The 22,348-nt window shown below is 60.2% G+C and carries 18 protein-coding genes; 5 read left to right on the top strand and 13 right to left on the bottom strand.

Annotated features, from left to right (window positions below; all coding sequences use genetic code 11):
* Positions 1 to 133: 133 nt before the first annotated feature.
* Complete coding sequence (locus ACR0A2_RS15200) at positions 134 to 1,072, bottom strand: c-type cytochrome (RefSeq protein WP_480835869.1); 939 nt, start codon at positions 1,070 to 1,072, stop codon at positions 134 to 136.
* Between the two features lie 84 nt (positions 1,073 to 1,156).
* Here ACR0A2_RS15200 and ACR0A2_RS15195 point away from each other — a divergent pair, with 84 nt between their 5' ends.
* The 3 genes from ACR0A2_RS15195 to ACR0A2_RS15185 are packed head-to-tail and all read left to right on the top strand — an operon-like array spanning position 1,157 to position 3,554.
* Complete coding sequence (locus ACR0A2_RS15195; protein WP_171233357.1) at positions 1,157 to 1,693, top strand: RNA polymerase sigma factor; 537 nt, start codon at positions 1,157 to 1,159, stop codon at positions 1,691 to 1,693.
* Complete coding sequence (locus ACR0A2_RS15190) at positions 1,690 to 2,427, top strand: hypothetical protein (RefSeq protein ID WP_480835868.1); 738 nt, start codon at positions 1,690 to 1,692, stop codon at positions 2,425 to 2,427. The genes ACR0A2_RS15195 and ACR0A2_RS15190 overlap by 4 nt, the downstream gene beginning before the upstream one ends.
* A gap of 38 nt (positions 2,428 to 2,465) precedes the next feature.
* Positions 2,466 to 3,554, top strand: coding sequence for a helix-turn-helix domain-containing protein (locus ACR0A2_RS15185; RefSeq protein ID WP_480835867.1), 1,089 nt, complete (start codon positions 2,466 to 2,468; stop codon positions 3,552 to 3,554).
* Here ACR0A2_RS15185 and ACR0A2_RS15180 read toward each other — a convergent pair.
* Positions 3,527 to 4,417: a LysR substrate-binding domain-containing protein gene (locus tag ACR0A2_RS15180; RefSeq protein ID WP_480835865.1), complete on the bottom strand. Its 891-nt coding sequence runs from the start codon at positions 4,415 to 4,417 to the stop codon at positions 3,527 to 3,529. The two genes, ACR0A2_RS15185 and ACR0A2_RS15180, sit on opposite strands and share 28 nt — an antisense overlap.
* Positions 4,418 to 4,524: 107 nt before the next feature.
* Here ACR0A2_RS15180 and ACR0A2_RS15175 point away from each other — a divergent pair, with 107 nt between their 5' ends.
* Positions 4,525 to 5,526 (top strand): sterol desaturase family protein, encoded by a 1,002-nt coding sequence (locus ACR0A2_RS15175; protein ID WP_480835864.1) that lies wholly within the window; start codon positions 4,525 to 4,527, stop codon positions 5,524 to 5,526.
* Positions 5,527 to 5,598: 72 nt separating this feature from the next.
* Here ACR0A2_RS15175 and ACR0A2_RS15170 read toward each other — a convergent pair whose 3' ends face one another.
* Positions 5,599 to 6,903, bottom strand: coding sequence for a UDP-glucose dehydrogenase family protein (locus ACR0A2_RS15170; protein ID WP_480835862.1), 1,305 nt, complete (start codon positions 6,901 to 6,903; stop codon positions 5,599 to 5,601).
* 373 nt (positions 6,904 to 7,276) lie between these two features.
* Positions 7,277 to 8,161, bottom strand: a complete 885-nt coding sequence (locus tag ACR0A2_RS15165) for a LysR substrate-binding domain-containing protein (RefSeq protein WP_480835861.1) — start codon at positions 8,159 to 8,161, stop codon at positions 7,277 to 7,279.
* 232 nt (positions 8,162 to 8,393) lie between these two features.
* Here ACR0A2_RS15165 and ACR0A2_RS15160 point away from each other — a divergent pair, with 232 nt between their 5' ends.
* Entirely contained in the window at positions 8,394 to 9,749 is a 1,356-nt protein-coding gene (locus ACR0A2_RS15160; protein ID WP_480835859.1) for an MmgE/PrpD family protein, read from the top strand.
* 191 nt (positions 9,750 to 9,940) lie between these two features.
* On the opposite strand, the gene ACR0A2_RS15155 is transcribed toward ACR0A2_RS15160, so the two are convergent.
* The 9 genes from ACR0A2_RS15155 to xdhA all read right to left on the bottom strand — a co-directional run bounded on the left by ACR0A2_RS15155 (position 9,941) and on the right by xdhA (position 22,339).
* The gene (locus ACR0A2_RS15155) at positions 9,941 to 10,678 is read right to left on the bottom strand and encodes a maleate cis-trans isomerase family protein (RefSeq protein ID WP_480835858.1); all 738 of its coding nucleotides are present in this window, start codon (positions 10,676 to 10,678) and stop codon (positions 9,941 to 9,943) included.
* Positions 10,675 to 11,742, bottom strand: coding sequence for a pyridoxal phosphate-dependent aminotransferase (locus ACR0A2_RS15150; RefSeq protein ID WP_480835857.1), 1,068 nt, complete (start codon positions 11,740 to 11,742; stop codon positions 10,675 to 10,677). The genes ACR0A2_RS15155 and ACR0A2_RS15150 overlap by 4 nt, the downstream gene beginning before the upstream one ends.
* On the bottom strand, positions 11,739 to 13,403 hold the full coding sequence (locus tag ACR0A2_RS15145; RefSeq protein WP_480835855.1) for a hydantoinase B/oxoprolinase family protein: 1,665 nt from the start codon (positions 13,401 to 13,403) through the stop codon (positions 11,739 to 11,741). The genes ACR0A2_RS15150 and ACR0A2_RS15145 overlap by 4 nt, the downstream gene beginning before the upstream one ends.
* Positions 13,403 to 15,499 (bottom strand): hydantoinase/oxoprolinase family protein, encoded by a 2,097-nt coding sequence (locus ACR0A2_RS15140; protein ID WP_480835854.1) that lies wholly within the window; start codon positions 15,497 to 15,499, stop codon positions 13,403 to 13,405. Before ACR0A2_RS15140 ends, ACR0A2_RS15145 begins: the two co-directional genes overlap by 1 nt.
* 325 nt (positions 15,500 to 15,824) lie before the next feature.
* A complete protein-coding gene (locus ACR0A2_RS15135; protein WP_480835853.1) occupies positions 15,825 to 15,995 on the bottom strand; it encodes a hypothetical protein in 171 nt (56 codons plus the stop codon).
* Between the two features lie 19 nt (positions 15,996 to 16,014).
* On the bottom strand, positions 16,015 to 17,616 hold the full coding sequence (locus tag ACR0A2_RS15130; protein WP_480835851.1) for a xanthine/uracil/vitamin C permease: 1,602 nt from the start codon (positions 17,614 to 17,616) through the stop codon (positions 16,015 to 16,017).
* 43 nt (positions 17,617 to 17,659) lie between these two features.
* Positions 17,660 to 18,538: a xanthine dehydrogenase accessory protein XdhC gene (gene xdhC / locus ACR0A2_RS15125; protein WP_480835850.1), complete on the bottom strand. Its 879-nt coding sequence runs from the start codon at positions 18,536 to 18,538 to the stop codon at positions 17,660 to 17,662.
* 3 nt (positions 18,539 to 18,541) lie between these two features.
* Positions 18,542 to 20,860, bottom strand: coding sequence for a xanthine dehydrogenase molybdopterin binding subunit (gene xdhB, locus ACR0A2_RS15120; protein WP_480835848.1), 2,319 nt, complete (start codon positions 20,858 to 20,860; stop codon positions 18,542 to 18,544).
* A 15-nt stretch (positions 20,861 to 20,875) separates the two neighbouring features.
* Entirely contained in the window at positions 20,876 to 22,339 is a 1,464-nt protein-coding gene (gene xdhA / locus ACR0A2_RS15115) for a xanthine dehydrogenase small subunit (RefSeq protein WP_480835847.1), read from the bottom strand.
* Positions 22,340 to 22,348 lie beyond the last annotated feature (9 nt).

The following is a 22,348-nucleotide window of genomic DNA, read 5'->3' as shown; positions in this document are numbered from 1 at the left end:
ACAGAAGGCTGTAATTCCTGACTTTGAACACGTGTTGATCCGAAACCAGACAGGGGACGAGCACAAGCATCGTATCCGATCCCGGGGCCGGTTGCGTGAAATCGAAATTCAGCAGGTCTCTTGGGTGTTGCCGTCACCCCTCTTCTTGCAAATACGCAAGAAGGTTAACAATATCGTCGTCCTTTTTCAGGCCGCGAAACTGCATTCGATTGCCCTGAAGATACCCTTTGGGATCCGACAGGAACGCGCTCAGGGTTTCATGGGTCCAGACGATGTCGGAACTTTCCAGCGCTGTCGAATACTTGAATCCCTCTGCCTGACCGGCCTTTGTGCCGAGAATGCCGTGCAGGGACGGGCCAACACCATGGCTGCCTTCTTTCAATTTGTGGCAGGCACTGCATTTGCGAAACACCTTTTTGCCGGCCGTCGCGTCCCCCTGAACAGCTGCGGCAGTAACAACCTCTGTCGCTTCCGATGCCGTCGCGGCCTGTTCTTCATCCGTGTGAAAGATCAGCCGGGCGGTAATCGGTACCGTTCGGGTGATGCCGGGCAGGCTTGCCAATTCCATAAGCTTGTCCACGCCGGCGTTCACACCGGCGTCTTCGGTGCTGAGAAACACCATGTCGTTTGTCGAAACAAGCACTGACGTCTCGGACAAGCGTGCGACGAACATTTCCGCGTCAAATTCAACTTCCGTGCCGGCCAGCGAAAGCACAGAAGCAGCATCTACAGTAGTGGTTTCACCCACGGCCAGCCCTGAAACCTTCGCTATGTCGAATTCGGCCGTCAGGCGCGCAGTGGGTGCTTGGCGGAATACAAATTCGATCATCCGTTCGTTGCGAATATCTATGTTGGTCTCGACCGAGGACAGGTCGATCTCGATTTCGGCCACGCCCTCCTGCGTCACGTGTCCGCTCAGGCTGGTGAAGCTGTTGACCTCGCCCACCGCGTTTTTCTTGATCGTTCCATAGGCCAGATGCGAGCGATCGGACTCCAGTGTCCAACCCGCTGCCCATATGGGTGTTGCAACAATTGCCGACGCAAACGTGACTGCCTTCAACAGAAGTTTCATTTCTTTCCTCCGCGGTTTATGTCAGTTTTGGCCCTGCGGGCCGGGTCCGTTTCTGACAAACACACACAGGTCGCGTTTTATTCGATGAGTGCCGAGATGACTTCCGAACAGGCCGTTCGTGACGCCGTACAGATGCACTCAAGACGCGTCTGGCGGTTTGCTCTGGCGTTGTCGGGGGCATCGGATGTGGCGGACGATCTGGTGCAGGCCACATGCCTGCGTGCGCTCGAGCGGCATCATCAGGTAACGTCGCATGATCGTCTGGACAGTTGGCTGATGACGATCTGCCGGTCAATCTGGTTGAACGAAGTGCGGTCTCGTTCCGTCCGGCGGGCACAGGCGCTGTCCGTGACCCCAGAATCGGAACTGGTCGCAACTTTGCCGGATTCAGAAACGAATATTTTTGCGGCTGAAGTGTTTACTCAAGTGATGCAGCTGCCAGAAGCGCAGCGGGAAACGGTCATGCTTGTGTTCGTCGAAGGGTACAGCTACCGCGAAACCGCTGCATTGCTGGACGTTCCCATCGGCACAATCATGAGCCGGCTATCGAATGCCCGGCGGAAACTGAAAATCGTGATGCAGTTTGAGGCGGCAGATGCCGCGCGACGGAGTGGCAAATGACGTTTTCCGACGAGACGCTGTTGGCGTATCTGGAAGGCACGCTGGATGAGGCTCAGAGCCGCGCCATCGAGGCCGCGGTTGAGGAGGATGTCGAGGTTGAACGCCGCCTGATGGCGCTGGATCCGTTTGCGCCTGTCGTTGGGCAGGTCTTTGAGAAACTGCCCACCGCGGCGCCGAAGGTCGATTTGCCGGAACCCGTGGCGCGAAACACCAATGGCGGGTTTCTGCGCCTTCTGGCCGTGGCCGCGGGCGTCGGGGTTGCAGCCGTTGCCCTGACATTCTGGGCGACGCGTCCGGCGGAACTGGGCTGGGCGCAGCAAGCGGCGATCTATCAGTCGCTTTATGTGCCCGAGACGATTGTCTCGCTGGACAGTTCCGAGGCATCGCTGGACAAGCAGTTCGCGATGGCCGAGGCAGCACTTGGCATGTCTCTGAACCGTGAAGCGCTGGACTCCCTGCCAGGGTTGGAGTTGAAGCGAGCACAGGTTCTTTCGTTCAAGGGAAAGCCTTTGGTTCAGGTCGTTTTCGCCGATGAGCAGGGTCAACCTTTTGCCTTCTGTGTTATCCGCCAGGGGCCGAACGCCCCGAAGGCAGAGGTCAAACAGGCCATTCTGAGCGGTTTGGCAACAGCGACCTGGGCACAGGATGGCTATGGTTACATGCTGCTGGGCAGCTCTCCGCAGACCGATTTGAGCAGCGAACTGGGTGTTCTGACCCGAACCTTTGCGGGCTGACGGAATACCCCTTGTGAACCAACGGGAATGCCCGAAGAATGCGGGGTATGACGTCGAAGAAACCCTTGCCCCGTCCTGAAGACGAGGCCGAAGATCTTGGCCCCGCCAGCATCTATGACGGCGATCCGTCCGAAGAGGACGACCTGTGGTTCTTGCCGCCGGATGAAGTCGAGGAAGACGAGGGTTTCTTCCTGCCCGGGCCGCGACGCGAACAGCGCCTGCTGTTCGATCCGCGTGATTGGCGGGCTGCGCAGTCCGACCTTTCTGCGGAACTTGCAGATCTGGCCCTGACTTTTGGCGCGCTGGATGAACGGTTGCGAGCGGGCCCCGAAGGCTGGACGCATCGCTTGGCATTGATGGAGACGTCCGATCTGGGGTGGTGGACCGGAGACCGGATCAGCGTGGATCGATTGGCTTTGTGGACCGGTTTGCGGATCGGCGCGACTCATGATGACGTGCAGGCCCTGTTCCGGGCCGGATGGGCCGTGCGACGCCTGAGTTCGGGCGCGCCGCCTGCTGCCGGCGGTTGGGAACGGGGGCTAACCGCGTTTCTTGACCGACTGGCTCAGGGGGCCGACGCGACCCCGGAATCCATCATTGATCTGGCCGAGGTCATGCAAAACGCCGAAGGGTTGCATCCTGTGACGCAGTCGGCAATTGCGTTTCACGCCTGGCGTGCGGTGTCACAAGGCATCGGACAGGACACGGAAGCAGCCGTCATAGCCGCGCGGCATGCGGCCTCCATGGGGCGTGGCGGTGCGCAGTTCATGCCCTTGGCTTTGTCCGGGCCGCGTGCGTTGCGCGGCTCGGGGGATCCGGCGGAAAAACTGAGCGCATGGATCGGCGGCGCGGGGCAGGCTGCCCTTGCGGCGTTGTTGCACCTGGACCGGATCAGCGCGTGGGAGGCGAAAGCCAAAGACGTCACGCAGGATCTGAGCGGCCGCACCCCACCGCGCCTGATCAGTGCATTGACGGCCTGGCCCATGGTATCCGCCCCCTTGGCAGAAGACCTGACCAAGGCTTCCCGCGCGGCGGTACAGCGCAATTTCGACCTGTTCGCGCAGCGGGGTCTGGTTCGCGAGGTCACCGGGCAGGGGCGTTACCGCGTCTGGACGGCGGCGCTGTAATCGATCAGCCAATCGCGAAACGTACGCGCGGCCGGGCGCAGCGCCGTGCGGGAGGGATAGACCAGATGATAGGCTTCCTGCCCCGGGCAGGAGAAGTCCGGCAGGCAGGGGACCAAACCCGACAGTTTCATAATGCGATCTGACGCGGGCGCGCGCGCCAAGGCAATGCCGCATCCGCTGGCGCAGAGCTCGGCCGCCATGACCGAATTGTCGGCAAAAAAATACCGTGCCTGGCCTGCTGGCAGCCGCTGGTGTTCGAACCAATGCGGCCAGCTTGCCCGATGGGTCGAAACTTCGATCAAGGTGAAGTCGAACAAATCCTTTGCCGTCTCGATCCGGGCAGCAATCTCGGGCGGGGCGATGGGATAGAGATGTTCGCGCATCAACTCGTCACTTTCCGAGCCGAACAGCGCGGGGTTTCCGAACACGATCTGAAGGTCAGTGAACCGATTGGCAAAATCCGACACGACATTGCCGGTCGAAAGCGAAAGGTTGATCTGAGGATGCGCCGCCTGAAAATCGGGAACACCCCCGGCCAGAATGCCATGTGCAAACAGCAGCACCGACTGCACGTAAAGCCTTTGCTCGCGGGTTTCACCGAACAGACCGGCGGTTGCCGTTTCCAGCATGAGCAAGGATTGCTGCACCGACGGCAGATAGGCGCGCCCGGTCTCGGTCAAAGTGACCGCATGCGCGTGACGGTGAAACAAGGGTGTGCCCAGTCTTGTCTCCAGCGCCTTGACCTGCTGGCTGACGGCGGCAGGCGTCATGTTCAACTGGGTCGCGGCGCGGGCAAAGCTTTCGGTTCGGGCCGCAGCCTCGAATACGCGCAGCCAGTTGAGGGAAGGGACGCGGGTGTTCATTCCGACAGGCTAAGCAGAACTTAGCCTCTCCGGCAAGACAATTAGGTCTGAGCTTTTGATCCCACGCCTTAGGCTTGTGATCAGTGAACAGATGAAATGAGCCTTCTATGTCAGACCCCGCCCTGCCGCCACGAGCCAAGCGCAAGATCTGGAATTACACGCCTCAGCTGCCGATTCAGACCGCGCCCTATTGGGATTGGCCGATGAAACCTCTGGCCGCGTTGAAATACCTGCTGCAAAGCTGGAATCCGCTTGCATTGCGGGCGCTGCTGCTGGTCTTTGCGGTCATCACCTGGACCTATCTGACGCCTTCACTGAGCAGGATCGAGACCTTCAGCTGGGATTGGGTTGCGGAAATCTGGTTCCGCAATTTCTGTATCCTTATGGTGGTCGCAGGCGGCTTGCACCTTGCCCTTTGGAGGTTCCGCACGCAGCAGGACGAATACCGCTATGACATGCGCCCGATGATGAAGGGCGCCAAGGTGTTCACATTCAAAAATCAGGTCTGGGACAACATGTTCTGGACCTTGGGCCCGGCGTTGACGTTCTGGACGTTCTGGGAATGCCTGATCCTGTATTCCTATGCCAATGGCTGGATCACGATGATCACGTTAGACGGCAACCCGATCTGGTTCATCGCCATGACCGTCTTTGTGCCGATCTGGGCCGGGTTCCATTTCTACTGGCTGCACAGGCTGCTGCATGTGGGTGTGCTTTATAGAAAAGTCCACGCTTGGCATCACCGCAACATCAATACCGGTCCTTGGTCGGGGCTTGCGATGCATCCGGTCGAAAGTTTCTTTCTGATGTTCGATACGATGATCTTTTTCCTGCTGCCGTCCCATCCGATCCACGCCATTTTCCTGCTGTTCCATCACGGCATCGGCGCTCCGACCTCTCATGCCGGGTTCGAGCATGTGAAGTTCGGCAACAAGGCCAAGTTTCAGGTCGGGGATTTCTTTCACCAGCTGCATCATCGGTTTTTTGACTGCAACTACGGCACCTGGGAAACCCCTTGGGATGAATGGTTCAACACGTTCCACGACGGCACCGATGAAGGCAATGACATGGTCAAGGAACGCCGCCGCAAGATCTGGGCCACCGAATAGCCCGTGAAGGCAGATCCCTGCCGGACCCAAGCGGGTCCGGTGGGCGCGTTTGATCCAACAGGTGGTGTGCGTTCAGCGTCCAACACCGACATAGGTTTCAAAGCCGGATTTCAGCGCCTGTGACTTTGAATAGATATTGCGCAGATCCACCATTCGGGCAGAGTTCATGGAACCGGCCAGCTCGGTCAGGTTCAACGCGCGGAACTCGTTCCACTCTGTCAGCAACACCACAACGTCAGCCCCTTGAACCGCTGCATAGGGATCGTCAAACCATTCGACCCCGGGCAATAATGCATCGCCTTCCGCTTTGCCCTGCGGATCGACGACGCGCACTTTGGCCCCTCCGCCGATCAAAGCGGGAATGATGGACAGTGATGGCGCGTCGCGCATGTCGTCCGTGTTGGGTTTGAAAGTGACACCCAGAACCGCCACTGTCTTGCCGTTAAGGCGGTCGTCGCAGGCGTCGCGGATTTTCTCGATCATCCGCTTCTTGACCTCGTCATTCACCCGAATGACGGTTTCCGTGATCTGCATCGGATATGCATGATCCTGCCCGATCCGCGCCAGCGCGGCGGTATCCTTCGGAAAACAAGAGCCACCATAGCCCGGCCCCGCGTGCAGGAATTTGTTGCCAATTCGTCCGTCCAGACCGATGCCGCGGGAAACTTCCTTGACATCCGCACCGACCTTTTCACACAGGCCCGCGATTTCATTGATGAAGGTGATCTTGGTCGCCAGAAACGCGTTGGCGGCGTATTTGATCATCTCGGCGCTTTCCAGATCGGTGGTCAGGATCGGGAAGTCACGCAGATAAAGCGGTCTGTAAATCTCGGCCATCACTTCGGCGGCGCGATCGTTTTCCACACCGACCACGACGCGATCGGGGCGCATGAAGTCATCTATTGCAGCGCCTTCGCGCAGAAATTCAGGGTTCGAGGCCACGTCGAATTCGGCTGTGGGGTTGGCGGCCGCAACGACCTCTTGAACTTTTCTGTTTGTTCCCACCGGCACGGTCGATTTGGTGACGATGACCGTGTAACCGGTAACCGCTTGGGCGATCTCTTCCGCCGCGGCCATCACATAGGTCAAATCCGCGTGGCCGTCCCCTCGTCGGGTCGGAGTTCCGACCGCGATGAAAACCGCATCGGCGCCATCAACTGCTGTTTTCAGATCGGTTGAAAAACTCAGGCGACCGGCAGCAACGTTTTTTGCCATCAGCACATCCAGGCCCGGTTCATAGATCGGCACTTCTCCGGCCTTGAGCATGTCGATCTTTTGTTCAGCCTTGTCGACGCAAATCACGTCATGACCAAAGTCCGAAAAGCATACACCGGACACTAAGCCAACATAACCGGTGCCGATCATTGCAATACGCATCCAAAAATCCTTTTTACCAATTACCACGGACGGCGTGGGCACAATCAAAGAAACTGACGCCGGTTTCAATGGCCGTCAGCAGTTGCGTGATGCATCCCATAGATTCTTGCGGATATTGAGGCAATAGAAGCGCAGATGGTGCAAAGCCCTTCGAAATCGCGATCATGTCGGCTTTGTTCAGCGGAACCGAGGATCAGGAAGAACCGGTTGGCGTCGAAACTCGGTTGCGCAGAGGGTGCTGTTGAGGGCTGGAAGAGCCCCTGCCTTGGGTATTGATGACACGCGGAAGTGATTGCGCGTTCTCGCCACCAACAAGCTGGCTGGCAAGGGAAAATAGGGGCCGCGTGACATGCCTCGGCAAATGACCGGTTGATCAGCCGTCCATTTCAGCGGCGGCTTGCAACAGCCAGTTCTGAAACAGGCGGACCGGTGGCGAAACCGGTTTTTCCTTGAGACGCATGAAATAGGTCCAGGGACTGTTCAGATCAAACCGGAAAGGCTCGATCAGCAGCCCCCGCTCGACATAGGACCGGGCCAGCGACCGGGGCAGGGCGACGCATCCCAGTGACTTGGCGGCCATTTCCATCGCCAGATTCGAGACATTCGTCCGCAACCCGCCCTTCTGGCTCAGATCGGACAACCCGAAATGCCGCGCCGCGTGCTCCCAATAGGAGGGGCGGCCCAAGATGTGGATCAGCGGTGCATTCTGCAATTGCTTGGGGTCGGTCAGCGGTGCGCCATCGACCAGAAAGTCGGGCGCACAGACCAAGGCCAGCTTTTCGACCCACAAACGTTGGGCGTCCGGCGACACATCGTCGACATGATTGATCGTCAGCGAGATGTCCGACACATTCGGTTCGACATCAGCCCAGACAGTACCATGAACCGTAAGATCAATATCGGGATGCACCGCGTTGAAACCACGGATCACATCCGGCAACCAGTTCTCGGCCAGACTGACCGGGCAAGATACCACCACTTTGCGGGTATGCGACCGCACGATGACCGATTGCGTGGCCGCGTTGATTTCCTGGAGGGCATGGCGCACCGACGGCAGATAGGCCTCGCCCACATCCGTCAACGACAGGGACCGGGGATGGCGCACGAACAGGGGGCGCTGCAAAAACTCTTCCAACGAGCGGACATGATTGCTGACGGCAGATTGGGTGCAGTTCAGCTCTTCGGCAGCAGCGGTAAAGCTCAGGTGCCGTGCCGCCGCTTCGAACGAGCGCAGAAAGGTCAAGTGTGGAAGATTCATCATGACGGGCGTTTCTCAGGCAAGGCACATCGCAAAGAATTAATAAGCCCAGGGCTTGCTGTCTTGCCCATGAGCGACTCACACGTATGGTTCTGCCTCGAAATGTGATCTGGTCCTAGTCACAAATAATCCGGGGCCATTGCCCCATGATTGTTTTCGTGCCGCTATGCGCAAACTCACATAGGCTTTTTCTTGTAACCGGAACCCGAAAGAAAAACCTCGACTGGACACCGTGACAGATACCTTTCAGACCGTTGCAGATTTTGCGCTGAATCGTGCTGCGCAGGATTTTCCCGACACTGCTCGCAAGGCCGCGGCGTTGATGCTGCTGGATACGCTGGGGATCACCATAGGATCGGGGCCGATGCAGGCCGGACGGATTGCGCGCGAGAGCGCGGCAGCGCTGTTTGGCGCGGGCGACCCGGGGCTGAGCGCGCGCATGCTTTTCGACGGTCGTCGCGTCAGCGTCGCGGGTGCGGCCTATGCAGCGGCCACACAGACCGACAATCTGGACGGACATGATGGATACAATCCGACCAAAGGCCACATCGGGGTTGTCGTCGTTCCCGCACTGGCGGCACTGGCTGAAACCGTTCAAGATTTTTCAGGCCCCGAAGCGCTGGCGGCGGTGATCGTTGGATACGAGGTCGCGGGACGCGCGGGAATTTCGTTGCACGACACCGTCAGCGATTATCACACATCCGGAGCTTGGAACGCGCTTGGCGTGGTGTCCGTGGCGGCGCGTTTGCGCGGTTTGACGGCCGAACAGATGCGGCAGGCCATGGGGATTGCCGAATATCACGGCCCGCGCAGCCAGATGATGCGCGAGATCGCCAATCCCACCATGCTGCATGACGGTTCGGGCTGGGGTGCGTTGGTTGGCATTTCTTCAGCGGTATTGGCCGAGAAAGGCTTTACCGGGGCGCCGGCCATCACCATCGAAGCGGCAGACGTTGCCCCCCATTGGCAAGATCTGGGCGATTTCTGGCAAATGGAGCATCAATATGTCAAACCCTACCCGATCTGCCGTTGGGCCCACGCCGCAATTGATGCCACCCGTGCACTCATGCGTGAAAACGACCTGACTTACCGCGATATTGCCGCGATTCATGTAAACACGTTTCGGGAAAGCGCCTGCCTTTTCCAGGGCATGCCGGATGATACGTCCAAGGCGCAGTATTCGCTGCCATTTGCCGTCGCAACAATGGCTGCGCATGGCCGGATCGGAGTTGAGAACATCACCGGTGCGGGCCTGGCCGACCCGCTGGTCGCCTCGATCGTCGAGCGTATCTCGGTTTCAGAGGCCGCACGCCATTCCGACCGTTTCCCCGAAAGCCGGTTCGCCGATGTCAGCATCACTCTGACCGACGGGCGGATACTCGAGTCGGGCGACGTACATGCACGCGGCGGACCCGAGGCACCAATGGATGAGACCGAAGTGATCGACAAATTCATGGAATTTGCGACACCATCAATGGGTGCATCCCGTGCTGCCGCCATTCGTGATGCGGTTCTGGGGTTGGGCGCGCCAGGTTCGAAATTCTCAGACCTTGGCGCGTTGATCTACGCCCCCGCCGACCAGACGTAAAATCTGCCGAAGCTGCCGTATCAACGCATTCCGACCCGCACATCCGAACCCTTGATCCTGATGGCGGCGATGATGCAGGCCCTGCCGCCCGCTGCACAGGTTGAATTGGAGCTGGGAACAAGTCTGGGTGATCCAAGACCGGTTCGAGGTGAGCTTGCTCTTTTACACTGTCGCCCTGCGCCCTGATCCGGTCAGAGCAGGTCGAACAATCGCCCCGGCAGCGCGTCATGACGCGGCAGGTTCAGCGCCCGCATAAGGCAGAACATCATCGCCTGATTCGAGGTGACCACCGGCTTGCCCAGCGTTGCTTCAATCCGGTCGACCGCCTCGACCGAACGCATGTCGGTGCAGCTGAGAATTATGGCCTGTACCTGCGGGTGATCGGCCTGACAGGCCAGTTCATAGACGTAGTCCGGGGTCAGCTCTCCCTGACCGTAATTGCCCAGCTTTCGGCCCACATCGGCGCATCGAACGGTCTCGATTCCGTTCTGGGCCATGAAATCCATCGCCTGAGCGTTTATTTCGCCCAGATAGGGCGAGGAAAAGCCGACCTTTGTGGCCCCCAGTGCCTTGATTGCGGCGATCAATGATCCGGCTGCGGTCAGCGACAGCGCACCGGATTCCGATTTGATCTGTTGCGCCAGCTCAGCGTCGAAAGACGGCCCATGGGTCAGGGTGGCCGAGGTGCAGCCGTACAGCACCACATCGGGCCGCACTCCCGAGATCATCCGCAGATCGTGGCTGATATCCGAAGCGCCCAAACCTGCCATTTGATCCGAGCCGGGAATTTCGTCCACGTCATAACCGCCCATGCGCTGGAAATGGATGGTGGTGTTTGGCGGTCGCAGCATCTCCATATCCGGTTCCAGATTGGTGTTGGTGAAGGGCACCAGAACACCGATCTTGGCGGCTGTGCGAGTCTCGGTCATGTCAGCGCTCCTTTCAAGACGTCGCGGGCCTTGTCCATCACCTTGGGCGCACAGATCGTGGCGCGCAAACAATCCGACAAACCATAGCCGCCCATGCCGCGCATCATCAGGCCCTCCGCCCGCAGGGCCGTGTCGGCGCGCTGTGCCTGCGCGGTCGAGGCAAAGCGGATCAGCACGAAATTGGTGTGGCTTTCCGGTACGCTCAGGCCCAGTTCGCGGCATTCCTGCGCAAACCGGTCCCGAATTTCGGCTGTCCGTGCGACCACGTTGCGCATATGGGCCTGATCCCGCATCGCCGCCGCCGCCGCTGCCTGCGAGGCAATCGAGATATTGTTGGGATTCAAAAGCTTGCGGACCTCACCCGAGATTTCGCTTGGGAAACAGCCCCAGCCGGCCCGCGCCCCCGCCAGCCCGTAGGCCTTGGAACATGTACGCGTGATCACGGTGTCGCCCCGATCCACCAGCGCAAAGATCTGCGCGGGATCGTTCGTGGCATCGGCAAATTCCGCATAGGCCTGGTCCACCACCAGCAATGTATCGCCAGGCAGATCCGATCGCAGGCGGACAATTTCGTCATTCGGGATCAGCGTGCCGGTGGGGTTGCCCGGATTGCAGACGAACACGATGCGGGTGGCAGGTGTGACAGCGGCCAGAAGCGTGTCCACCGATACGGTCAAATCGACCTCGGGTGCTGCCACATATTCGGCCTGTGCCTGAGCTGTGGCCGAGGCGACAAAGGCATAGCCATATTGTGTGCCCAGCACCTGATCGCCCGGCCCGGCAAAGGCGCGGATCAGGCAGCCAATCAGTTCCATCGAGCCCGCCCCACATAAAATGCGCGCGGGGTCGAGCCCGTGCACCTCGGCAATGGCCGAGCGCATTTCGGCCCATTCCGGATCGGGATAAAGGGCCAGATCCGCCAGCGCTGCCTGCCCGGCCGCAACGGCGGCGGGGCTTGCGGGAAAGGCGCTTTCGTTCTGCGCCAGTGAAACCGTGTCTGCGCCGTTCGGATCAGCCAGCGCATAAGCGGCCATGGCGCCAACGTAAGGAACCGGTCGGATCATGCGTCACCCCCGTAAATCCTGGCGCCTTGCGCACTTACCAACCCGCGTTTGATGTCCAGTGCCAGCGCATCCGGGTCGCGTTCGGCAGGGTCGCCAAAGCCGCCGCCGCCCGGTGTATCGAAGATCAGGTAATCACCGTGTTCCACCCGCAATTCTCCTTTACCCGGAATATCGTTTGCACCGTCCCTGAAACGGATGCGACCGGGGGCGCCGGGTTTGCCGCCCATACGGCCAAGCGCCGGGTATTTCAGCCGTTCGACCGACAGGAACACGATAAAGGGCGCCCCGTTGGACGAGGTCATCTCGATCCGTTGCCCCAGCCCGCCGCGATACTTGCCCGCGCCGCCGGAATCTGGGCGCAGTTCGCGCCGCCAGATCGTCACGGGTGCGACGCTTTCGGTGATCTCGACCTGACTGCCGAACACGCCCGACGGATAGGCCGTGGCCGACAGACCATCGGCATGAGGTCGCGCGCCGGTTCCGCCATTGTGCACGGGTTCCACCGCGAATTCGCGACCGCCGTCACGGGCCACTTCGGGTGCGTGGCGCATGGGCAAGTCGAACATGCAACTTGCGCCTTCGGCCGGGACCGCATCGGGCAGGGCCTGATGCAGGCAGCCCAGAACCAGATCGGGCGTGACCTGACCCAGGGTATGCCGCATCGCAACCGGCACCGGGCGCTGCGCGTTCAGGATGCAGCCCTTTGGCCCGTCAACGGTAAACGGCTCCAGCGATCCCGCATTGTTGGGAATGTCCGCGCCGACAATGCAGCGCAAGGCAAACACCGTATAGGCGGTGGCATAGTTCAGCGGCACGTTGATGCCCTTGCGCGAACAGCCCGAAGTGCCTGAGAAATCCACATGCATGCCGTCCTTTCTTACGGTCAGGGTCGCGTGCAACTCCAGCTCATTCTCATAGCCGTCCATCTTCAGAACATTCTTGTAGACACCTTCGGGCACGTCGGCGATGGCCTCCAGCGTGCCGCGGCGCGACGTGTCGATGATGTACGAGCTGAGCGTCCCTAGATCGTCGAGGCCAAATTCCTCCATCATCGACAGCAGCCTTGCAACCCCGGCTTCGCAACAGGCGATCAGTGCATAGATGTCGCCATCATTGGCGATGGGTTCGCGGCTGTTGGCGCGGATGATGTCCAGCAGCAAAGCGTTGGGAGTGCCCTGTTCAACCAGCTTGCAGGGCGGGATCAGCAGGCCCTCGTCATAGATGTCGGAACCTTCGGGGCCCATGCCCAACCCACCCAGATCAACAAGATGCGAGGTGCAGGAGGTAAAGCCCACCACCTTGCCATCCTTGAATGCGGGCATCATCAGCAGAAAATCGTTCAGGTGCCCCGAGGCAAGCCATGGGTCGTTCGTCATGTAGATGTCGCCCGGCTTCATGGTCTGAACCGGGAAAGCCCGGCGCAGGTGCTGCACCGCCTCGGCCATGGTGTTGATGTGCCCCGGCGTGCCGGTCACGGCCTGCGCCAGCATCCGGCCATCGGCGTCAAATATCCCGGCAGAGATGTCGCCGCATTCGCGTACGATCGGGCTGAAGGCGGCGCGGATCAGGGTTTGGCCCTGTTCTTCGACCACGGCCAGCAGACGATTCCACATAACCTGCAATCGGGCGGGCGAAAGATCGTGTGAAAGATCGGACGACATCATGCGCCTCCTTTCTGGTCCTGTACAAGGACGAGGTTTTCCATGGCATCCACATGCGCCGAGAAGTCGGCGGACACGAGCGTGGTTGTCTGCGGCTCGGTGATCAATGCGGGGCCGTGAACATGATCGCCGGGCTTCAGATCCGCTCGGGCAACGAAGGCCGCTGGTTTCGATACTCCGTCCACGTCACAGGTTATCGGACGGGTTTCCGGCGCCGAGATTGTCTTCAACCGTGGCGTTTCAGGAACCGCCGGCACGCCGCTGTCGCAGGTCGCGACACGCACCGCCCAATTGAGAATCTCGATCTGCATCCCCGGCACCGGGCGCGAGAATTGCTTGCGGTATTCCTGTTCGAATGCAGCGGTCAGCGGCTCGATATCTTCGGCGGTCAAGGGGCGGTCGGGAAGGGTGATCTCGATCTCGTGCCCTTGTCCGTTGTAGCGCATGAAGGCAGTGCGCAGCGTCTGGGTCGGGACATCGCCGGCCCCTTGGAAGACGACCTCTCTTGCCTCGGAAATCATGGTTTCGAACAGCGTGTTGATCCCGTTCATGTCCATGCTGCCCAGCAACGTATAACGCGAGCGGACGATCTCGAAAGACACCGGCGCGAACAGGAAGCCGACGGCCGATCCGACACCGGGATCGGGCGGGATCACGATGCGGCTGACCCCGGCGGATCGCGCGACCCGGCTGGCGTGCAATGGCCCGTTGCCCCCAAACGCTATCATTGTTCGTGGGCCAAGGTCCTTGCCGGATTCCACCGCATGCATCCGACCCGCGCTGGCCATGCTTTCGTCGACGATACGGCTGACGCCATCGGCGGCGCCTACGGCATCCAGATCCAGCTTTGACCCGATCACCCGGCTCAGCGCTCGTTTCGAAGCGTCGGGATCAAGCTGAATATGCCCCTCGGCAAACGTGTCCGGTACGATATATCCCAGTGCAATATCACTGTCAGTCACCGTGGGGTCGGTTCCGCCGCGCATGAAGGCGACGGGGCCGGGCTCGGATCCTGCTGATTTTGGCCCCACGGTCAGCCGTCCCAACCGGTCAACCCCGGCAATCGAACCGCCGCCGGCGCCGATCTCGATCATTTCGATGACCGGTATACGCACCGGCATTCCGGACCCTTTGATGAACCGTGCGGCGCGGGCAATCTCGAACTGGCGCGAGGTCTGGGGACGGGCGTTGTCGATCAGGCACAGTTTGGCGGTGGTGCCGCCGACGTCGAAGGACAGAACCTGATCCAGACCGGCGCGGGCGGCGACGCGGGCGGCCAGAATGGCACCGCCGGCAGGGCCGGATTCCACCAGCCGGATCGGAAACCGCGCGGCGGTTCGCATGGTGCACATTCCACCACCCGCTGTCATCATCAGGATCGGACAGGTGACGCCCTGGGCCTCGAATTGCCGGACAAACCGGGCCAGATACGTTGCCATCAGAGGCTGGATATAGGCGTTGGCGACTGTCGTGCACAGCCGGTCGAATTCGCGCGCTTCGGGGCTGACATCCGACGAAATCGAGACGGTCAGATCGGGGCGCCTGTCCACCAGCGTATCGCGCAGCCTGCGCTCGTGCTCGGGGTTTGCATATGCGTGCATCAGGCAGATGGCGATGGCTTCCGCTCCGCTGGCGTCGATGTCCTTCAACAACGCGTCGATGGCTGTGTCTTCCAGCGGTATCAATACCTTGCCATCCGCCGATACGCGCTCGCGGACTGTCAGCGCGCGCTCACGCGGCACCAGCAGATCAGGTTTTTCCAGATTGATGTCATATTGCGAATAGCGCCGCTCGTAGGCGATTTCCAGAATGTCCCTGAAGCCTTCGGTGGTCACGGTTGCCACGACCGCACCGCGTTTTTCGATGAGCGCGTTGGTGGCCAGCGTGGTGCCGTGAATGAAACCGGTGACTTCGCTCAGACGGTGCCCTGTCTGTTGCATTACGCGCGCTGCGCCTTGCATGGCTCCGTCGGCGGGGTTGTGATGTGTAGTCAGGGTTTTGGTCGAGGCAAGTATCGTCTCTTCGCCAGAGACAAGAACCGTATCCGTGAACGTGCCGCCAATATCGATGGCCAGGCGCAGCGCTTGAGTTGTCATGAGGTTATCCGAAAAATCCGTAGTCACAGCATGATGCATATGAGCCAGAGGCCCTGAGATCAGGCTGGGATCACAAGGTCACAGCCGGTGGCACGGCGGTCCATGGGATTTGGAAAACAACTCTTCATAAGCAGGCATTCTTGTTCATGCCAGCTTGCCCCGACAAGCCGGAAAGCGACACAAAAGCCTGCAAACGACAAAATTCGCCACGCTTGGCCGATTGCGGGGCTTGCGGGTGAGGGTCTTGACCCCGCGCACATCACCTGTGGTCGTCTGTTTTGTGTGACCCAGCCGATGCAGCACCTGTGTTCGTGATGGAAGATGCTCAGGCGACGCAGATGCGTGGTTCGCAAGGGCGATCCTCTGCAACACCTGTGCGAACCAAATGCCCTGCCCGCAGATAGGCAAGAGAAAGATCAGCGAGCGACCGCAGGGCAAACTCTGCCTCTTGAACGGCCACGATTGAACGGGAAGGGATGGTTTTTGGGGCAGCCATGCGACTGCCCCGTTGCCGATCAGGCCTGTTGAGCGGGTGAGTCGTCATCGATGAGGTCGGGCTCGTCCGGTACGATGATACGATGCTCAAGATCCTCTTTGGAGGCGAACACCGGGTAGACGTACAGGAACGCACCGATGATCAGATATCCGATGGTTATCCCGTCGAACTGAGGCATCTGTAGCGTGTAGGAATGGATGATGCCGATCGAAGACATCAGCCCACCTGCGACAGCAAACGCGCCGGCCATCCGAAAGCGCCCGTCAATCACATCGGCCACGATGGCACCCCAGACCAGACCGGTGATGATCGCCCCCTGGCTCAGGGCAAGGTGCCCCTCGTAATGAGCCCCTTCCATCAGAAGGGCCGAGGTCAGATTGGGATCTCCCAAGGATGGCAGCCCTTCGACACCGCTGCTGCGCAGCGCGTTCATCAAAGATCCCCATTTGACCATCAGGAAGGCGGAGATATGGGGCAGGATCGCAAAGGATACCGCAGCCATGTGCATCGGTTTTACAGCCCAGGCCGTGTTGGTGATCAGGCTGACTGATACAAAGACCAGTACCGGTGCGGCTGCGGCGATCGGGATCAGCCCCGCGAGGAAGGACAGGAACCCCAGAAAGGCGGCGGCGGCAATTACAAAGGCCACACCTACAATATACCCCGCATGGGCATCCAGCCGTTTATAGGCCGGATGGCCGATGTAAACGGTTGTCGGGAATGGCGAACCAAACAGAGCGCCCAGCATCGTGCCCGCGCCGTCCGTCACCTGGCAGAGCCCGACAGGGTAATGGTCGCCTGCCGCTTCGGCGGATTCCACGTTGTTCATCGTTTCGATGAAGTTGTAGATCTGCACGGGGATCAGCACCAGGAACAGCTCAGGGTTGGCGAACAGGTATTGCACACCGGCGATCAGGTCACCGAAATACGGGATCGGTGGGTAGAACCCGATGCCGCTGACATCAATTTTGGACTCGCCAAGTAGAATGGCGATCACGGTACCGGCAGCAATCGCGACAAGGCCGGCCGGAACATTGCCCGGCAGGCGGAAACGGCCGATCAACCCCCAGAGGATGAACAGCAGCGACGTAAAGCCAATGATGGGGTTCTCGAACACTTCGGCCAGCGGCACAGAGCCGATGAAGACCAGGGCAATGCCGCACAGCGTCCCCAGCATCCCCGCACGTGGCGTGATCCGCTTGAGATACGGTCCAACCACGGCGCCCAGAGCCGCGACGATGCCGCCCATGAACCCGGCGCCGATGCCCACTTGCCAGGCAAGCATTGGATCATTTGTCGCCCAATAGATGGGTCCGATCACCCCGAACAGGTAGACGAACATAACTGGCGTCGAGATGCCGTAGGGCAACGCGGTTACGTCTTTGCCCTGCGCGTTTGCTGCCCATTTGGCGAGGTAAGTGTAGACGGTTACACCGGCCAAAATCGCGATGGCGGCGCCGGGAACGATGCGGCCAAAGACGATGTCCGCAGGCATTTGAAACACGAATTGGCAGACCCCGGACAGGATCAGCAAGTTGACAAGGTTGTCGGTAAACAGCGCCCAGAAAGCGCTGAAATCGCTGCGGGTAAACAGCTTGTATTCATAGGTCCTCCCGTCCATGACGGTCTCCTCCTCTGATGTGACCGGTTTGGCCCGACAGGTGTCAGGCCGATCTCCCTTTCCGGTCGTGATGATGGCCCCGCAGGGGTGCCTGGTTTGCCCCGGTCAGGGCGGTCGCGGCAGTTTCAGAGGTCAATTCAGCCATCACTTCGGCCGCCACGAAGGCGGCGATGACGCTGGGCCGCTTGTCGCAGCTACCGCTAGCCCCGATGGGGCATTTCAATTGTTCGACGGACTGTCCGTCACAGTGTTTCTGCGCCCAGTTCCTGAGCTTTATCCGCTTTGTGGCGGAACCGATCATCCCTACATAAGCGGCATCCTTTCGTTCCAGCGCGGCGGTCGTCAGCAGGAAATCCAGCCCGTGATCATGGGTCAGAACGACAAAGGCGCTGCCTGCGGGCGCGCGCCAGATTTCGGCTTCGGGAATCGCGCTGACCCGGGTTTCGACATCAGCGGCGCAAAGCGCGATCTCTTCGGGTCTGGTATCGACGAGGATGCAGCGCACCGGCAGATGTTGAAACTGATTGGCCAAGGCACGCCCCACGTGGCCCGCCCCCATGACATAGACATGAGGCAAAGCATCTTCGTTCCGGGCCGCGCGTTCCGTCGCGGCCCATTTGTCGGACGCACGCATACGGGACAGGTTCAGTTCGACCCGTCCGCCGCAGCATTGCCCGATCTCGGGGCCAAGTGGCACGTCCAGTTCCTGATGCAACGCACCGTCACGCAGCATGTCCCGCGCGGCGTTGATGGCGAGGAATTCCAATTGTCCACCGCCTATGGTTCCCCACAACGCCCCGGGCGCGACGAACATTTCTGTCCCCTCATTGCGCGGCGAAGACCCGCGGACTCGGGTCAACGCAACGCGGATCACGCTATGCTGCGCGGACAGAAATTCGTTCAGAGAACCCGGGGCAACCATGGCTCAGGACCCGGCTTGCAGCCGCGCGACTGCCATCAGCACACGTTCGGGCGTGGCTGGCGCGTCAAGGCGGGGGCATTCCCGGTAATCAGCGACCGAGGCAACGGCCATCGACAGGGCCTCGAACACCGAAATTCCCAGCATGAACGGCGGCTCACCGACGGCCTTGGAGCGTTTGATGGTCAGCTCGCGGTTTTCCGACCAATCGGCAAGGTTCACGTTGAAGATGCGCGGGCGGTCTGACGCCAGCGGGATCTTGTATGTCGACGGGGCATGGGTGCGCAGGCGGCCGGCATCGTCCCACCAAAGCTCTTCAGTGGTCAGCCATCCCATACCTTGAATGAATGCGCCTTCGACCTGACCTTTGTCCAGCACAGGGTTCAACGAACGTCCGACGTCGTGCAGCAGATCCGTCCGATCCACGCGGTATTCACCGGTCAGTGTGTCAATCGTGACTTCTGAACAGGACGCGCCATAGGCAAAGTAATAGAACGGGCGGCCTTGTCCTTTGGCCCGGTCCCAGTGGATTTTTGGCGTCTTGTAGAACCCGGCCGCCGACAGTTGCACACGTGCCAGATAGGCCTGTTTGATGAATGCATCGAAGGCCAGGACGTCTTGGCCGATATGCACCTGATTGGCGTGGAAGGACACTTCCTCTGGCGAGACGTTCCAGGTCTCGGATGCGAACTTCACCAGACGTTCCTTGATCTGTTCGACCGCGTTCAACGCCGCCATGCCATTCAGGTCGGTCCCGCTGGACGCCGCAGTGGCCGAGGTGTTGGGAACTTTTTCAGTCGTCGTCTTGGTGATCTTGATCCGGTTGAAATCGACCTGGAAGGCCTCGGCCACGACCTGAGCAACCTTGGTGTTCAGACCCTGGCCCATTTCGGTGCCACCATGGTTCAGGTGGATCGACCCGTCGTTATAGACATGCACCAGCGCACCGGCCTGATTGTACCAAGTCGCGGTAAAGGAAATGCCGAACTTGACCGGTGTCAGCGCGATGCCTTTTTTCAGAACCGGCGATGTCCTGTTGAACGCGATGATGTCCTGACGGCGCTGGCGGTATTCCGAAGTCTCTTCCAGCTCTCCGACCAGCCGGTCGAGAATGCAGTCTTCGACCTCTTGGTGGTACGGGGTCACGTTGCGGTCCGTGGTGCCATAGAAATTGGCCTTGCGCACATCCAACGGATCCTGCCCCGTGGCATAGGCGATTTCTTCGATCATCCGTTCCGCCGCGATCACGCCCTGCGGGCCGCCAAACCCACGAAACGCGGTATTCGATACGGTGTTGGTTTTCATCGGTCGACTGTTCAGACGCACATTCGGATAGAAATAGGCGTTGTCCGCGTGAAAAAGCGCCCGGTCGGTCACGGGGCCGGACAGGTCTGCCGAAAAGCCGCAGCGCGCGGCAAAGCTGGCTTCGACCGCCTGAATGCGGCCATCGTCGTCAAAGGCGACATCATAGTCGATCAAGAAGTCGTGGCGTTTGCCGGTTGCGGTCATGTCCTGATCCCGGTCGGGGCGGATTTTGACGGCGCGGTTCCACTTTTTTGCAGCCATGGCCGCCACTGCGCAGAACAGGTTCATCTGGCTTTCCTTGCCGCCAAATCCCCCACCCATGCGACGGACGTTGACCACAACCGCATTGGACGGCACCCCAAGGACATGCGCCACCATATGCTGCGCCTCGGACGGGTGCTGGGTCGAGCAATGCACCACCACATCGTCGTCTTCGCCCGGAATCGCAAAGGCGATGTGACCTTCAAGGTACATGTGGTCCTGACCGCCGACGCTCATGCGGCCTTTGATCCGGTTGGGCGCGGCCGCCTGAGCCGGTGCCACGTCTCCCCGCTCCAGCTTGAGGGGCGCTGTGACATGCGGGTATCCTGCTTTCTGCGCGGTGATCGGGTCCAGCGCGTGGGGCAGGGTTTCGTATTCGATCTTTGCCCGTTCCGCAGCGCGGCGCGCGATGTCGCGGGTCTCGGCAATCACGGCAAACAACGGCTGGCCGTGGAATTGTATGGCGTCGGTCGGGAAAACCGGTTCGTCGTTCAGGTGGGTCGGGCTTATATCATTGGCCCCCGGCACGTCATCAGCGGTCAGCACGCCGACCACGCCGGGCATTGCCAGAACGTCGCTGAAATCGATACCCAGAAGCTTGGCGTGCGCGACGCCGGAAACGCCGAGATACGCGTGCAGCGCGCCTTGTGGCAGCGCAATGTCATCCGTGTAGTCGGCCTGCCCTGTGACGTGCTTGACCGCGCTGTCATGGTTTACATTGGTGTGAGCCGATCCAATGATGGAAACGTTGTCTTTCATGTTGTCGTCTCCTGATCAGGCACAAGCCAGTTGAACGGGGGTGTCGGTTTCACGGTCGTTTTCAAGGAAGAACCGGCGCAGCAGGTTTTGGGCGGTCAGCATCCGATAGTCCGACGATGCGCGCCAATCCGTGAGAGGCGCGAAATCCTCGGTTAGCGCTTCAGCGGCGGCTTCGAAACTTTCGCGTGCCCAGGGTTGGCCGGTCAGCGCCGCCTCGGCTGTCGATGCGCGTTTAGGCGTGGCGGCCATGCCCCCGAATGCGATGCGCACATTGCTGATGATCCCGTCTGTGACGCTCATGTGCAGTCCGGCGGCCACGGAAGAAATATCCTCGTCTCGACGCTTGGAAATCTTGTAAGCCGCATCCAGATCATTGCGTCGGGGCAGGGGCACGCGGATGCTTTCGACGAATTCGTCGGGCCGGCGGTCCTGCTTGCCATAGTCGATGAAGAAGTCAGCCAGAGGCAGGGTTCGGCGTTCGGAACCTCGTCGCAGAGTGATTTGCGCGCCAAGCGCGATGAGAACCGGGGGCGTGTCCCCGATGGGTGAGCCGTTGGCGATGTTTCCACCGACGGTTCCCACATTCCGCACCTGCCACCCTGCGATGCGATCCCAGTAGGAGGACAGGTGTGGCAGGTGTTCAGACAGAAGGTCCTGGCAATCGGTGTAGCTGGCGCCAGCACCGATCAAGAGGAGAGACCCCTGTCTTTCGACTGTTTTCAAGTCTTCGAGATGACCGGTGAAGATGGCGGGGCCAATGTCGCGCAGGAACTTGGTCACCCACAGGCCCACATCGGTGGCTCCGGCCACGATCGTGGCATTTGGATAAGCTTGCAGGCATTCGGCAAGATCATCGACGCTGGATGGCAGAATGCTCAGGTTGTTCTTGGGTCCGGAGACCACGCGCCGCCCGTCCTTCAGGGCCGCCAGACGCGCGGTCATGGTTTCGCGTTCGGTGTTCAGATGATCAGAGGCCGGGGTGCCGTAGCGGCTGACGGCAATGGCCGCTCGGATGATCGGCTCATACCCGGTGCAGCGGCACAGGTTGCCCTGCAATGCGGTTTCAACCTGTACTTCGGTCGGTTCCGGAGTTTGCATCCAAAGCGCATAGAGGGCCATGACGAAGCCCGGTGTGCAGAACCCGCACTGGCTGCCGTGATGATCGACCATGGCTTGTTGAACCGGGTGCAGCCGACCTTGAGGCCCGGACAAATGTTCAACCGTCACGACATGACAGCCGTCTACAGAGGCAAGAAACCGGATACAGGCATTGACCGGAGCATAGTGCAGGCCCGTGCGCCCAAGCCGTCCGACAAGCACGGTGCACGCGCCGCAGTCGCCTTCGGCGCAGCCTTCTTTCGTTCCTGTCAGTCGGCGCTCCAGGCGCAGGAAATCAAGAAGTGTCTGGCCTGCGGACACGTCTGGGACGGAGACATCCTTGCCATTGAGGACAAATTGGATGTGGGTGCGATGTGTCATGGAACTCTC

It is taken from the genome of Ruegeria sp. H8 (genome assembly GCF_056532905.1).
Note: the sequence above shows the minus strand (reverse complement) of the source record. Positions and strands in the feature narration are given on the sequence as shown.